At 57.7% G+C, this 12,281-nt stretch carries 14 protein-coding genes and 2 pseudogenes; 5 read left to right on the top strand and 11 right to left on the bottom strand.

Annotated features, from left to right (window positions below):
- The first annotated feature begins 342 nt into the window (after positions 1-342).
- Both BFE01S_RS42635 and BFE01S_RS04765 read left to right on the top strand, forming a co-directional pair.
- Positions 343-636, top strand: a complete 294-nt coding sequence (locus BFE01S_RS42635; protein ID WP_030101846.1) for a DUF4148 domain-containing protein — start codon at positions 343-345, stop codon at positions 634-636.
- 1,661 nt (positions 637-2,297) lie between these two features.
- Positions 2,298-2,480: a hypothetical protein gene (locus BFE01S_RS04765; protein ID WP_028224575.1), complete on the top strand. Its 183-nt coding sequence runs from the start codon at positions 2,298-2,300 to the stop codon at positions 2,478-2,480.
- Positions 2,481-4,090: 1,610 nt separating this feature from the next.
- Here BFE01S_RS04765 and BFE01S_RS04760 read toward each other — a convergent pair.
- From BFE01S_RS04760 to BFE01S_RS04755, 3 genes are read right to left on the bottom strand one after another with little or no spacing between them, the layout of a single operon-like run.
- The gene (locus BFE01S_RS04760) at positions 4,091-4,522 is read right to left on the bottom strand and encodes a DUF6691 family protein (protein ID WP_028224574.1); all 432 of its coding nucleotides are present in this window, start codon (positions 4,520-4,522) and stop codon (positions 4,091-4,093) included.
- A 1-nt stretch (position 4,523) separates the two neighbouring features.
- Positions 4,524-4,958, bottom strand: a complete 435-nt coding sequence (locus BFE01S_RS37385) for a YeeE/YedE family protein (protein ID WP_030101844.1) — start codon at positions 4,956-4,958, stop codon at positions 4,524-4,526.
- Positions 4,959-4,973: 15 nt separating this feature from the next.
- Positions 4,974-5,291, bottom strand: a complete 318-nt coding sequence (locus tag BFE01S_RS04755) for an ArsR/SmtB family transcription factor (RefSeq protein WP_028224573.1) — start codon at positions 5,289-5,291, stop codon at positions 4,974-4,976.
- Positions 5,292-5,377: 86 nt separating this feature from the next.
- Here BFE01S_RS04755 and BFE01S_RS37380 point away from each other — a divergent pair.
- Both BFE01S_RS37380 and BFE01S_RS42625 read left to right on the top strand, forming a co-directional pair.
- Positions 5,378-6,238 (top strand): annotated as a pseudogene (locus BFE01S_RS37380) (MBL fold metallo-hydrolase).
- Positions 6,239-6,469: 231 nt separating this feature from the next.
- The gene (locus tag BFE01S_RS42625) at positions 6,470-6,793 is read left to right on the top strand and encodes a DUF4148 domain-containing protein (protein ID WP_028359581.1); all 324 of its coding nucleotides are present in this window, start codon (positions 6,470-6,472) and stop codon (positions 6,791-6,793) included.
- A 278-nt stretch (positions 6,794-7,071) separates the two neighbouring features.
- Here the strand turns inward: BFE01S_RS42625 and cueR are convergent, their stop codons facing one another.
- Complete coding sequence (gene cueR, locus BFE01S_RS37375) at positions 7,072-7,512, bottom strand: Cu(I)-responsive transcriptional regulator (protein WP_042275411.1); 441 nt, start codon at positions 7,510-7,512, stop codon at positions 7,072-7,074.
- Between the two features lie 125 nt (positions 7,513-7,637).
- Here cueR and BFE01S_RS46350 point away from each other — a divergent pair.
- Positions 7,638-7,969, top strand: a pseudogene (locus tag BFE01S_RS46350) (type II restriction endonuclease); the annotation flags it as partial.
- Between the two features lie 71 nt (positions 7,970-8,040).
- On the opposite strand, the gene BFE01S_RS04740 reads toward BFE01S_RS46350, so the two are convergent.
- From BFE01S_RS04740 to dsbD, 7 genes are all read right to left on the bottom strand, one after another.
- Positions 8,041-8,358, bottom strand: coding sequence for a P-II family nitrogen regulator (locus BFE01S_RS04740; protein WP_025496007.1), 318 nt, complete (start codon positions 8,356-8,358; stop codon positions 8,041-8,043).
- A 39-nt stretch (positions 8,359-8,397) separates the two neighbouring features.
- Positions 8,398-8,955, bottom strand: a complete 558-nt coding sequence (locus BFE01S_RS42615) for a PCYCGC motif-containing (lipo)protein (RefSeq protein ID WP_028197462.1) — start codon at positions 8,953-8,955, stop codon at positions 8,398-8,400.
- A 28-nt stretch (positions 8,956-8,983) separates the two neighbouring features.
- Positions 8,984-9,139 (bottom strand): hypothetical protein, encoded by a 156-nt coding sequence (locus BFE01S_RS43930; RefSeq protein WP_156966908.1) that lies wholly within the window; start codon positions 9,137-9,139, stop codon positions 8,984-8,986.
- Between the two features lie 88 nt (positions 9,140-9,227).
- On the bottom strand, positions 9,228-9,455 hold the full coding sequence (locus tag BFE01S_RS04725) for a DUF2933 domain-containing protein (RefSeq protein ID WP_028224572.1): 228 nt from the start codon (positions 9,453-9,455) through the stop codon (positions 9,228-9,230).
- Positions 9,456-9,509: 54 nt separating this feature from the next.
- Positions 9,510-9,818 (bottom strand): hypothetical protein, encoded by a 309-nt coding sequence (locus tag BFE01S_RS04720; protein WP_028224571.1) that lies wholly within the window; start codon positions 9,816-9,818, stop codon positions 9,510-9,512.
- A 133-nt stretch (positions 9,819-9,951) separates the two neighbouring features.
- Positions 9,952-10,308, bottom strand: a complete 357-nt coding sequence (locus tag BFE01S_RS42610; RefSeq protein ID WP_030101841.1) for a hypothetical protein — start codon at positions 10,306-10,308, stop codon at positions 9,952-9,954.
- A 69-nt stretch (positions 10,309-10,377) separates the two neighbouring features.
- Positions 10,378-12,237 (bottom strand): protein-disulfide reductase DsbD, encoded by a 1,860-nt coding sequence (dsbD, locus tag BFE01S_RS04715; protein ID WP_028224570.1) that lies wholly within the window; start codon positions 12,235-12,237, stop codon positions 10,378-10,380.
- Positions 12,238-12,281 lie beyond the last annotated feature (44 nt).

The following is a 12,281-nucleotide window of genomic DNA, read 5'->3' as shown; positions in this document are numbered from 1 at the left end:
ACACGTTAGCGTCCGTCCACCGCCCAAGTCGCGTTAAGGATGAGTTAAGGATGTCTGCCTATTCTGAACGCGAGCACTAGACGAAACGTCAGTGCCCACGACAAATAGGCATCACGTTGCAAATGATGCCCTTGCTGCCGTCAAGACTGACGGACAGACAAACATTTCAATCGGCGATGGTTCCGTCATAGGGACCATCACGAAACATTGTGGACTGGTCCATATGAAAACTGGTCACTCGCAGGTTTTGAGAGAAACTCCCCCACCAAGTTTGTCGTTCAGACAACGACATGCGCTCGGGCCTGCCGGCTGACCAAATCCTTTTTTTTGGAGAAACATCAAATGAAAACGCTCGTGTCTGCCATCATTGCGTCCGCTCTTGCCATTCCGGCAATGTCATTCGCTCAGCAAACGAACGGCCCCATGACGCGTGCAGAAGTACACTCCCAGCTCGTCACCGCCGGGCAGGAAGGCCTGTTGCATCAATCAAATTCGCAATACCCAAAAACGGCTCCTGCGTCGTCACGAACCGCAACAGCGTTCGACATCTCGGGGTACGGCCCAACTGCCAGCGGTTCGTCGCAAACAGTCAGTCCGGCGATGGGTGTGAAACCTTCGCTGTATTCCCATCACTAACCGGCAGGCGACTGCACGCTCGACGTTCGCCACAAAGACGTACCCATTGCAACAAGAGAGTGGGCGCATTGCTCAATTGCACGCGGCACAGCGCGCTCAATCGAGTTGTGGCAGACCCTGACCGCCATTGCGTGGCATGACGTCCGAAGACGATATAGAAATCCGAAAGCCTGAAAAGCTCACTCAATGTTGGGCCTGTTTTAAGGCTGGCTTAATTTTGCTCTGCGAGCATCCCCTAATATCCCCCCTGTTAAGCCGTCAGTGCACCGGCGGCGTTTTTTTTGATGCAGGACGGACGCCGCCGATGCGACCTGTAGATGCTATGCGCCCCTGTCTGCAATAGAGCGCAGCAATCTCTAGCTTTCGACCGCGGCGCTGTCGCCCAATGTTCGCGCGTTTAAATCCACACATGCTTCGCCACCCATATCCGCCGCGCTCATCGGCGAGCTGGAGAAAATCGAGGTCCAGCTACTGTGTGCCCGTTTCGACCACTTGCCCATCGTCCACGAGCAGGCAATTCGTCGCGGCAGACGTTGACGCTTCTTCACGTGACTGGCATTTCGAAAATGGTGTTCAGATATGGGCGCCAGAAGGAGGACCATCGCGACTGCGAGGATTCCCGGGACTTCGATGAAAGCTCCTATGATTATGGTGTCAGCGCAACGCCGGACTTTAACGCTAACTGATACACGTCGTAGTCGGCCGGTCTCCGTTGGTGGATTGGTATGCCTCGCAGCACTCATCGGAGACATCGCAAATTTGCAGTTCTTCGAAGATGCGTGACACGGATGCGAGGCGACAGAGACATGCGCTACCGGATGCGTTGAGGACATGCGATGCACGGGCCAAACCAGGACCACAGCGACCTGTCCGCCTCGTTGCGAGCAGTAGCCAGTCGATATGACGGGGTTCAGGAGCGCCCGCTGTTTTGGTGTCCGGGCTTCTTTATAGGCACAACAATGCTCGCCGGCGTTTACGACAACCAGATAGTACTTAGGCTGCCAGAGAATCGGGTAAACGCACTACTGAAGACCTCTGGCTGCTCCCAATTCAAACCATATGGCCGGGCGCCCATGCGACAATGGCTGGTGTTTGGCGTGAGCAGCCCGGCGTACCATATGCTCGCGGAGCTCTTCGAGGAGGCAGTGTCATTCGCACAGGTGACATCCCAGAGCGACAAACGGCGCCCCAATGTGCCAAAGAGAAAATAATCTCGCCAGCAATCCTGACGTCAATTTAGGCCGTTCCATCACTGGCGCAATAACTGCCACAGCATCCCGCATGGTATCCGCAGGGGCCGATGGCAGCGTCAGCCGTATCGGCAGCAACATAGCCGACTGCCGACACGACCCATGCGAAGCCGGCTGTGTAGCGCGACGCAGTCAACAGGGTGCCCCGAGTCTTGCTGTTTTGCTGGCTATCGCAACGCGAGCGGCGCAACCATGTTGGGTCTTGAATGTCGAACTAGCGCTTATCGCTGGTTAGACAGAAATGCTGACCACTGCGCGCATGAATAAGTGTGCTGGGCCGGGGATTCGGACTCCTGCCCGACGAGTGGCACGAGGGACGGATGCTTCCGCTACCCACAGCGACAGGTCAACCGTCCCTTTGACTTGCTGCCGCCCGGCCAGGAAGGCCGTTGGTTTATGGCTGGATATGCGATGAGTTCCAAAGATTCAGATGTCGTCAGCGTGATTCCTTGCGCGCTTGGCATCGTCGCCGTGGCGTATGGCACTTATGGACTCGCGTCGCATCAGCATCTACATATCATGTATCTGATGCTCGCAGCGCTCGGCATAATCGCCTGCACGCTGTTTGAAGACAGATTGCCGCCTGAATCTTAGCCAATCGACTCGCGGGCGAATTGACCGGGCGGCAACATTTCGTATTGCTTGCACACGACCCGCGAGTGCAATCGCAAGGCTGTCCAAAGAATCCGTCCAGATACTGCGCGCAACCCGTTACTGCCGGACCAGCGTGCGTGCCGGCAGTAGACACGACTTGCCTGAGCACCCGATGCCGTAGCACTTCTTTCAGCTTGAGCGCGCTCTCCCCGCGTTTACACTGATTCCCGATTTAAGTCTGCTTTAAGCCTACTTTCATAGATTGGACTACAACCCGACGAAAATCACGATGTGTCGCAGTGCAACTTAGCGCGGTAATGCTGCGGGGTTGGACTTGGTCAGATTCCGCGGATGCGGCCTGGTGAATATACGTGTGATTGCGGCGCATGCATTCAAGCTGAAAGTGCACGCAGTCAGGCGTGTTCAGCCGTCCGTTCAAACGGGAGAGCAGGTCCGAAGTTGGGGGAGTCGAACCTTGCCGACCGACAAGGTGCCGAGAGTTGGGACCCGGTTCCCGCCGGGTCCGCTTTTACTTTCGGCGGTACGTGCAGCAAGGGGGGGAGTATCCGGTCTACAGAAACAATTGGAGCGAGCGATGGGGTCTTGTGAGCGGCAATTCAACGTCATCCGGCGCTAACGTCGTTGTCCCTTGGCCCCGCGACACTCTTTCATTGCTCGCAAGCGGCCGGGGACCTCACCATCGCTTATTCGCAATCATCGAAATTTACGCATCAGTTGACGGAAGCCAAATTGTCGGCGCGGTGCTCGCAAACAACGATGCATGTCCGTCATACAGGAAAGCAGTTGCTACTGAGAGAATGCCATGAAAGCCCCCCATACAAGAGATGCTGCGAGCGCGAGTCCTTACACACTCCAGAACGTCGACGCCGCAATCGCCGATATTGAGCAGGTCTTATGCGCAGAAGGCGCCGACTCTCTTTTTGTTCAGGCTTACTGGCGCGGCCGTGCTCTTCAGGCATGTGCGACGCCGGGGCTCGCGCCAACGCAACTTGAGCGGCTACAGCGCTTGCTTGGCCGCCTCCCGACCAACTCAAAGGTATCGAGTGCCGGTAGCACGTTGCCCGAAAAACATTCGTCCGAACCGCCTAAAATATAACCGACACGGCGCGGCCGCTCGACATCCGAAGTCTGTAGCAATCGTTTCAAGGGCGTGCGCGAGTATGTGCGCCGATGTCACGTATTCAGAGCTTACGTCTGGGACTTCAGGTCGCGCACTTTTTGTCCCTTGCTAACCAGCCGCGTGTGCCGTTCAACGAACCGAACGCGCAATGTCGGTCGTCCGCGGAAAATGTTCATAACATTTGCGGGAAACTGTTCGGCATTGCACGAGCGTTTGTCACCCAAATTGCAGCAAGGCAAGCAGCCTCTTAACAGGAGAGCAAGGGACCGGGCAGCAACCGGTGAGCGGGAATTACTCGTTAGCGAACGTGAGATGTCGGCAAATGCAGTAAGACCCGCGGCTCGACAGCGGACATGTCTGCATGCAGGCCGAACGACTGGAAGCAAGGCAATAGCCTACGTCCAGAGAAGGAACAAAGGCCACGGCTCCCCGACGGAACAACAACCCTCGACGCATGCACAGCAGCAACTCAGGTCGGCTGCCGTCTCAGCTTCACGCGCTCAACCAGCTCGAAGATGGCCATGCCTGCTAGCATCGCGACGACAAAGCCCCACGCCTTGGGAAAGCCAGCACCCAGCGTGACTAGCGCTGGTCCCGGGCAAAACCCCGCAAGTCCCCAGCCCACGCCAAATATCGCGCTTCCCAGCACAAGTCTGCGCGTTACGGTAGTACCGGCAGTAATCTGCACGGGCAACCCAAGCAGCGTTTTTTTTCGCCGTTTTGCAAACCGGAAGGCAATGGAGGCGACCGCTATCGCACCGAGCATCACAAATGCGAGTGACGGGTCCCATCGTCCAGCGATGTCGAGAAATCCCAGCACCTTCGCCGGATTGGCCATGCCGGACACCATCAGGCCGACGCCAAACAGGAGCCCGGACAGTAACGCGGTGAGCAAACCCATCTCAGCCTCCCAGCAGATGTCTGGACACGAACACGGTCAGAAAACCGCTTGCCATGAATGTTGCCGTTGCGACAAGCGAACGGAGGGAACCGCGCGAAATGCCACAGACGCCGTGGCCGCTCGTGCAGCCGCTCGCGTAACGTGTGCCAATGCCAACCAGAAAACCCGCGACAAGTATTTCGCCCCACCCAGCCTGGATATCAGGCGCTATCGGGTGACCCAGCAAGCCTGCCAGCACAGGTGCCCCGACAAGCCCTGCAAGAAAAGCGACACGCCATTCCGCATCTTTTTGTGGCGTACCCAGCAGACCACCAAGAATGCCGCTGATGCCAGCGATACGCCCGTTGAAGAGAACAAGCACAGCAGTTGCGGCGCCAATCACCAGGCCCCCAGTCAATGACAGGCCCGGTGTGAAACTCGCGATATCAATCGACATGGCCCCTCCTCATCTTCATTGGCCGCAAAACTGGTCGTACAGCACGGCCATGACCGCCATCGCTTCGTTGCTCGCGATGGAATAAAAGATGCTCTTCCCTTCCCGCCGCGTCTCGACGAGCGCGTTGTCGCGAAGCACACCGAGTTGCTGTGAGAGGGTGGGCTGCCGTATGCCCAACTGTTCTTCCAGGTCGCTCACACACAACTCGCCTTGGGATAACTGGCACATCAGCAGCAACCGGTCGGGATTTGCCAACGCCTTCAGTAGTGCACAGGCTTTCTCCGCCGAGGCCTGCATCGCCGATAGGTCGATTGGGGCGGACTTCTTCCTCATCTCACCATCCTATGATTTACACATATTCATTATATTGAATAATAGATTATTTGCGAATAGAATGAGTAACATCTGAGAAGGTCAGGATGCAGCCCATCGTTCAACCGTTCTTCGACCCGGTCACCGGCACGGTCACTTACGTGGTTTTCCAGTCCGGGCATCAGGAATGCGCAGTCATTGACCCGGTCCTTGACTACGACCCCAAAGCATGACGCACTTCAACGACGAATGCCGACAAGGTCATCGAGTTCGTTCGCCAGCGCGACTTGCGGGTGCAGTGGATTCTGGAAACCCATGCGCACGCAGACCATCTGTCGGCGGCGCATTACCTACGAAGTAAGCTCGGCGGCAAGATTGCGATTGGAGAGCACATTCGCACCGTTCAAGGGGTCTTCAGGAAGCTTATCAAGCTCGAGCCAGGATTCCATGTGGACGGTTCCCAGTTCGACCATCTTTTCCGCGAAGACGAGGAGTTTTCCATCGGTGCCCTGACAGCAAAGGCGCTGTATGTGCCGGGCCATACCCCGGCAGACACGGCCTACCGGATTGGCGACGCGGTCTTCGTGGGCGACACGCTGTTCATGCCGGATGTCGGTACCGCACGCTGTGACTTCCCCGGCGGCGATGCGCACAGGCTATACGGGTCGATTCGAAAGCTGCTGGACCTGCCGGGCAACACCCAGCTCTTCATGTGTCACGACTATCCGCCCGAGGGCCGGAAACCCGAGTGGGAAACTACGGTGCTCGCGCAGCGTGCGCATAACATCCATGTGCACGACGGCGTAACGGAAGAGCAGTTTGTCAGCATGCGCGAAGCACGCGACGCAACGCTAGCGATGCCCGTTCTTATCCTGCCATCTGTGCAGGTGAATATACGGGCTGGCGATTTTCCACCTACCGAGGAAAATGGCACCCGCTACCTGAAGATTCCCTTAAACGCACTCTGATTTGAACGCTATTCAGCACCGACTCGTCAGCGGCCCGAGTGTTCAGTTTGAGCTACGGAGACAACGCCGCAGCGCCTGTAAAAGCACGAAATTGCGCGGCCTGGTTAGAGTGTCGCGGCCAAAAGCTTTCTAAAATCGCATCATTTTCGCTTAAGCATCCGTACCTTACCCTGTAGTCACCGTTTGCGAACAGGGCTGTCCGCGACGCGAGAAACTGTGGAGGTACGAATCATGAAATCACTTCAAGCTGTCGTTATAGCCGCCGTGCTGGCGACACCGGTCGCTTCTTTTGCTCAGCAGTCGAATGCACCGGTCACACGAGCAGAGGTACGCGCCGAACTCGTGCAGTTGGAGAAGGCCGGGTACAACCCGGCAAAACGCGATAACGCTACCTATCCGGCCGACATTCAGGCTGCCGAAGCACGCGTCGCGGCTGAAAATTCCTCAATGCAGGCCGCTACGCAAGGAGTGGGCGGAGTCACAAGCGGTGCGGTGCAGTGGGGCCAACGCACTTCCGCCTCTACCACTTCGGGCCTACTGTACAGACACCATTGATGTGGTCCGGCTCGTCTGATGGCTGCGTGCCGCTCATGGGGAATTAACGACGAGCCGTAGCCAATTGGCTGTCAACAGTCTCTACGCACTGCGCGAAGTGACCGTCAGCACACGGCAGTGGCGCAGTTCAAGGTCGAAATTGCGACAGGTATCGGACCGATGTGGCCTTGACCAACGCATAGGTAGCGTTGGTCAAGAGTGCCCCCGTCACGTATCCCACGGTTTCCTGCTCTTCGGCGCCCGGCTTGCGTGTTGCACAAAACTCCACTTTGTGGCGGTCATTTCAGCTTCGACCTTTCGGAGCGTGGAAGTTCGCGATGCAGTGAATGCGCCTCGCCAGCCAGCTTCTCCAGAATCGGACAGTCAGGACGTGAATCGCCTTTACAATGGGCTGCCAGGTGCCCCAGCGTATCGCGCATTTCCGCCAGTTCCTGAATGCGCAGGTTCAAGTCGGCAATATGCTCATTTGCGAGCCGTTTGACCTCGCTGCTGGACCGGCTACGGTCCTGCCAAAGAGCCAGCAGCATCGCAATCTGCTTTGTGGAAAAACCAAGATGCCGAGCCTGCTGGATGAAGTGCAGCAACTGAACATCCTTGGGCGTGTACACCCGATAGTTCGCCCCTGTCCGCGAGGCAGCCCGAATCAGGCCGGTTTCCTCGTAATGGCGAATCATCTTGGCGGACATGCCCGACGACTTCGCGACCTCGCCAATATTCATCGCTTTCTCCCGTCGACTCGGCCATACAACCGGTACAGATTATTTTTGACCTTCCCGTCGTGGAAAGGTCAAGGAGTTTCAATCGGCGACCGCTTTCGCGGTGATAGACTCGCCGAACAACCAGAATCCGCCACAACACGGACGCGCTTCGCACGCTAATCGAACACTGTGAGCCCGCCGGCACCTTCCAGGCATGGTTTTTATGGCCCTGGCGGCTTAAGAGCTTCGGGCACATCCGTCAAGGCATCCGGTAAGTCGAAGGAAATCAAATCAAGTGGGCGGCAACGCGTCTCGCAGCTCATCGCACGCAACGGTAGTCGCGTCCATCGCGGAGCAACACCAGATTTTCAAAGGAACAGACTACGCGTTTCTCTGGAAGCCAAAACTGCGCATCCCCGACATTTACGAGCATCCAGCGAGCCAACGTGCCTTCGCCAAATTGCTCGACTCATGCGACCCATTGAAGCGATTGCCAAATCGCTTTATGCCATCGGGATACGGCGGACGTCCTGTCCGCCGTCGTTTGGTTCAGGGAGCCGCTTCTGAGGCAGTGCGCACCCGGAAAAAATGCTCTACCGGGAGGACGGCGACGATTCCGTCCTCTCCCGAGACACCCTTTGCGACGTCCATAATTTCCCGCACCAGTGCGTCAACGCTTTCGCTCTGAGTGAAGACTTCAATCTTGATGTGCTCGGTCGTCCAGTCGTCCGAGAAGAGGTTCGGATGCGCTCCGAATCCCTTGACCCGGGTGACGGTAAGGCCATGAATATGGACTGCCGACAACCGCCGCTCCAGCACCTCCAGAATACCGGGCCGAACAATCGCAACAACGCATTTGAGTTCCATGTTCTCCTCCGTGACCAATTGGGGCGATGCTGCAGTCGTCTATCCTTTCGGCGCCCACTTCGCATCAACCGCTGCCTGAATCTTGCCCGCGTCTTGAACTCCAGCCTGCGTCATCTGATACGCAATCTCCGCGGTTCCCTGACAGACCGCACACGTCACCGCCATCTGGTCTTCGAAGCACTGGAGATTGGAACGATGCACACCGCGATTTTCGCAACCGCACCAGCAGTAGAGCTTATTGAGAGTCGCAGGAATCTGCGTTGCGACCCAGTACGCGTGCCTGACATCCTTGTCGGCGAACTGATTCGGATTCAACACGTGAGAGGCATCTGACCTGCCACTCGGGATGATGCGCAATCCATCCGAACGCAGCATTCCGACGCGCCAGGCGGATGTCTGCTGTGCTTGACCGGATGGTCCCTCCGCCTTCACTGCCGACGCGGTCTCATACCGCACAAGAGACGGCCCCCAGACCATGGCCAAAGGTATCGCGACAACCATGGCAAGCAGGAACAGCAGGTGCAGTAAAGTTTTTCTGGGCGGCTTGACGCGCTCAGCGGACCTGACCGCTTTCTTTTCGGGTGTATGACGATTCATTCTGTATCTCCCAATTCGCAAACGGGTGTCACGGCTGGAGATGCATCGCCTGGCTGCACGAATGCAATCCGTGCATCATGCTGACATGCATCGCCGTCATGCCGGCCGCACCAAGTACGACGATAAGGCCGATGACCGCAAAGATGCCGATGATGAAGTTCAATATCGGCTTTCCGTTAAACATGGTTCGCTCCTACGCTGCGCAGGAGCACGGCACAACGACCATCCATGTCGCACCGGCCCCACGCGACGCCATCAGAAAGATGGCTGAATTACGACTTGCTCTTGTCCACCACGTGACCTGGCTTCTCCTGACTATCGGTGTGCGACTGCATCGCGCGCATCATGAACAGCATCGAAAGCGGGCAAATCAGCGCGCTGGCTATCACGATGAATGTGCCGAGTGCTCCTCTTAACTGAGGAAGCGCCCAGTACCCGAGCGTCAGAACCAGTGCGAGAGCAAGCGCAGTTGCCACCATCGTCTTCGTATTGCACTTCATGGTTGAATCCTTATGGAAATTGGGACGGAGGTTCGTCGTTGAGAGACGAGCTCATTACTTCGATGGTGCCGTTCCAGCCTGGTCGGAGTACTTGAGTATGATGTCGCCCATCGCCCGCATCATCTCGCCATGCATGCGCATTGCTGTCTTCGGGTCCATACCCATGTTTCCGCCCATCATTGGACAACTGCCCATCATTCCGCCCATACCCATCATGCCGCCCATCATCGAGCCATGTTCCCGGCTCTGTGCGGATGCGCCAGGGTAGTTGCTGGTGCCGCCTCCCGCTGCAGCCACGCTGACAGCGCTGGTTGCCAATAACAGTGTGGATAAGGCTGCCGCACGTAGAAATTTCGTGTTCATGTAACTCTCCGGATTCGGTTTAATCGTGTCATTGCAAAAGCAGCTGAGAACGTACAGCTCGACGGCCATCACGTTTGCAGCAGGCGTACGCGAGCCACGGCGAGTAACCGGTCGAACCTGTTCGATTCAGGAGTTACAGCGAGCGCGGCGGCGGGGCCGGCAGTTCAGGAATGAACTGTTCGGTAAGGGAGCGGACGACAGCCCGATAGACAGATGAGGAAGGTACCGTGATAAATGCATACGTCACGGGTATGGCAGGCGCACCGCAGAGAACGCCACCCATGTTGCCGTGGCATACGGGCTGAGCAGTCACAGTGTGGCGGTTCGCACGTTGCTCGCACGCCACCATGTCCGACACGTGCGAGGCATGGGTCGGCTGGTGCCTGGCCGTCGACGACATTGCCGGGCAAAGTGCCGCCTGCGCCGGGTAGCCGAGCAGCGGCAACCACGCAATCAGAAAGCACGCGACGAGTTTGGTCCAGACTTTCATAAAATCCAGTATAGGCGGTGCCGCAGGACGCTGCTACGGTTTGCCACAAGACTTGGGCGTTGCATCACGTTACCTTCCCCATTGTTTCAGGTGTGCGAGGAACGCGTCTGCGCCGACGAATCCCGCGAGTTGGGCATCGGGCTGCTGCCGGCCGTCCCTGTCATAGAAAATCAGGGCCGGCGGCCCAAAAAGCCCAAAACGCCTCAGCATGGCGGTGTCCTCTGCCGCGTTCCTGGTCACATCGATGCGCAGCAGTTTCCAGTGGGCAAATTCGCTGACTACGCGCGGGTCGGTGAACGTAAAGCGCTCAAGCTCCTTGCAGCTGATGCACCAGTCCGCATAGAAGTCGACCATCACAGGTCGCCCTCTCGCTGCCTGGAGCGCCTGGTCCAGTTCGGCATTTGACCGTATCGTCTCAAACTGTGCGGTCGACTTCCCGTCCACATTGCCGCCTGTCGATGAAGCTCGCATCACGCCACCGAGTGGTGTCAGAACGTCGACGTTGCCCGATGCAACACCAATAAATTCAGTAACTCCGGCGACCAGCAGGAGCACACCTAAGGCCTTTCCCACGCGGAAAATTCCAGGCGCATCGGGCGGTAGCGGGTCAATCGCCCGGAGCATCATGCCGCAGGCGGTCAGCAACAGCGCGACCAGTATCATCAACAGCCAGCCTGGCAGCAGCGAATAGACGAACCACAAAGCCGCGGCGAGCAGCATCACGCCGAGCGCGTTCTGAATCGCAACCATCCAGTGGCCAGACTTGGGCAGGATGCGCGCACCGAAGGTGCCGACAAGCAGCAACGGAATGCCGATTCCAAGGCCCATCACATACAGGGCCAGTGCTCCGCCGACTACATCGTGGCTGTTGGCGATATAGAGCAGCGCACCCGCGAGGACCGGTGTCGAACACGGACCGACAATCAGTGCGGAGAGCATACCCATCACGAACACTGGAAAGATGCGTCCGCCGGGCAGACGATTACTCCACGTCGCGATTCTGGTTTGCCAGTTGGTCGGCAGCTGCACCCGGAACACGCCGAACATACCCAGTGCAAAGACGACCATGAGCAGTCCAAAACCGGCTAGCACCCACGGCTTTTGCGTTACGGCGACCAGCGGAATGCCGATGAGAGCGGCAATGGTGCCGGCCGCCGCGTAGGCAATTGCCAGCCCCTGGCCATAGGTGAACGACAGCAGGAAGCCGCGCCATAAGGACGCCTGCTCCCGCGTTCCGCCGATTACTGCGGTCACTATTGGGATAAGCGGATACATGCACACCGTCCCGGCCATCAACAGACCGGCGAACAGAAAACCCAGCAGCTCAGATAGTGAAATGCCATTCACTGGATGCAGATTGATTCCCAATGACGTCGCCGTGGGCAACTGGCTTTCGCCGACGCTCGGGAATTTGGCAGCGTTGCCGGCTGTCGCCACGGGCATAACGGAGCCGTCGGCAGCCACACGATAGCTTCGTGTTTGCGGCGGATAGCAGACGCCCAGGTCTGCGCATCCTTGCGATGTGACGGACAGTACGACGCTGGCCGCTATCGCACGAGGCAACGCAATGCGGAATTGCACCGGTCGATGGTAGACCGTGACCATGCCGAATGTCGGGTCATTTTTCAGCTCGCCGGGCGGCATCCGGTCCGGCTTTATCGGCACGCCGTCAGCAGCAAAGCTGAACCTGTCCCGATACAGGTAGTAGCCTGGGTGTGTATCGAAATCGAGCACAACCTGTTGCGGCGCACTGAGCGTAACCTTCAGCGGAAATGCCTGGTCAGGCGGAAGCAAATCGGACTCGTCCACTGCGTGGGCGGCCAGTGACGTCAGTACGAATAGCAAGCCGAGTGCGATGCGCAACGCGCGATTGAGCGTATCTCCCAGGCGGTAAATGCCCCGTTCAGTGGTGAGTCGTATCGTTCGCATCGCTGGCCTCTATCCTTGCAAGCCGACTTGCGGGCCCGCCGTAC

The organism is Paraburkholderia ferrariae NBRC 106233 (genome assembly GCF_000685035.1).
Lineage (GTDB): Bacteria > Pseudomonadota > Gammaproteobacteria > Burkholderiales > Burkholderiaceae > Paraburkholderia > Paraburkholderia ferrariae.
This window is presented reverse-complemented; position numbering and strand designations above follow the sequence as displayed.

Bases quoted from the DNA above. Each gene is read 5' to 3' on its own strand.
- BFE01S_RS04740 (WP_025496007.1), bottom strand. From the start codon at position 8,358: ATGGAACTCAAATGCGTTGTTGCGATTGTTCGGCCCGGTATTCTGGAG.
- BFE01S_RS42615 (WP_028197462.1), bottom strand. From the start codon at position 8,955: ATGAATCGTCATACACCCGAAAAGAAAGCGGTCAGGTCCGCTGAGCGC.
- BFE01S_RS04765 (WP_028224575.1), top strand. From the start codon at position 2,298: ATGAGTTCCAAAGATTCAGATGTCGTCAGCGTGATTCCTTGCGCGCTT.
- BFE01S_RS04725 (WP_028224572.1), bottom strand. From the start codon at position 9,455: ATGAAGTGCAATACGAAGACGATGGTGGCAACTGCGCTTGCTCTCGCA.
- BFE01S_RS42635 (WP_030101846.1), top strand. From the start codon at position 343: ATGAAAACGCTCGTGTCTGCCATCATTGCGTCCGCTCTTGCCATTCCG.
- cueR (WP_042275411.1), bottom strand. From the start codon at position 7,512: ATGAATATTGGCGAGGTCGCGAAGTCGTCGGGCATGTCCGCCAAGATG.
- BFE01S_RS04760 (WP_028224574.1), bottom strand. From the start codon at position 4,522: ATGGGTTTGCTCACCGCGTTACTGTCCGGGCTCCTGTTTGGCGTCGGC.
- BFE01S_RS42625 (WP_028359581.1), top strand. From the start codon at position 6,470: ATGAAATCACTTCAAGCTGTCGTTATAGCCGCCGTGCTGGCGACACCG.
- BFE01S_RS42610 (WP_030101841.1), bottom strand. From the start codon at position 10,308: ATGAAAGTCTGGACCAAACTCGTCGCGTGCTTTCTGATTGCGTGGTTG.
- dsbD (WP_028224570.1), bottom strand. From the start codon at position 12,237: ATGCGAACGATACGACTCACCACTGAACGGGGCATTTACCGCCTGGGA.
- BFE01S_RS43930 (WP_156966908.1), bottom strand. From the start codon at position 9,139: ATGTTTAACGGAAAGCCGATATTGAACTTCATCATCGGCATCTTTGCG.
- BFE01S_RS04720 (WP_028224571.1), bottom strand. From the start codon at position 9,818: ATGAACACGAAATTTCTACGTGCGGCAGCCTTATCCACACTGTTATTG.
- BFE01S_RS37385 (WP_030101844.1), bottom strand. From the start codon at position 4,958: ATGTCGATTGATATCGCGAGTTTCACACCGGGCCTGTCATTGACTGGG.
- BFE01S_RS04755 (WP_028224573.1), bottom strand. From the start codon at position 5,291: ATGAGGAAGAAGTCCGCCCCAATCGACCTATCGGCGATGCAGGCCTCG.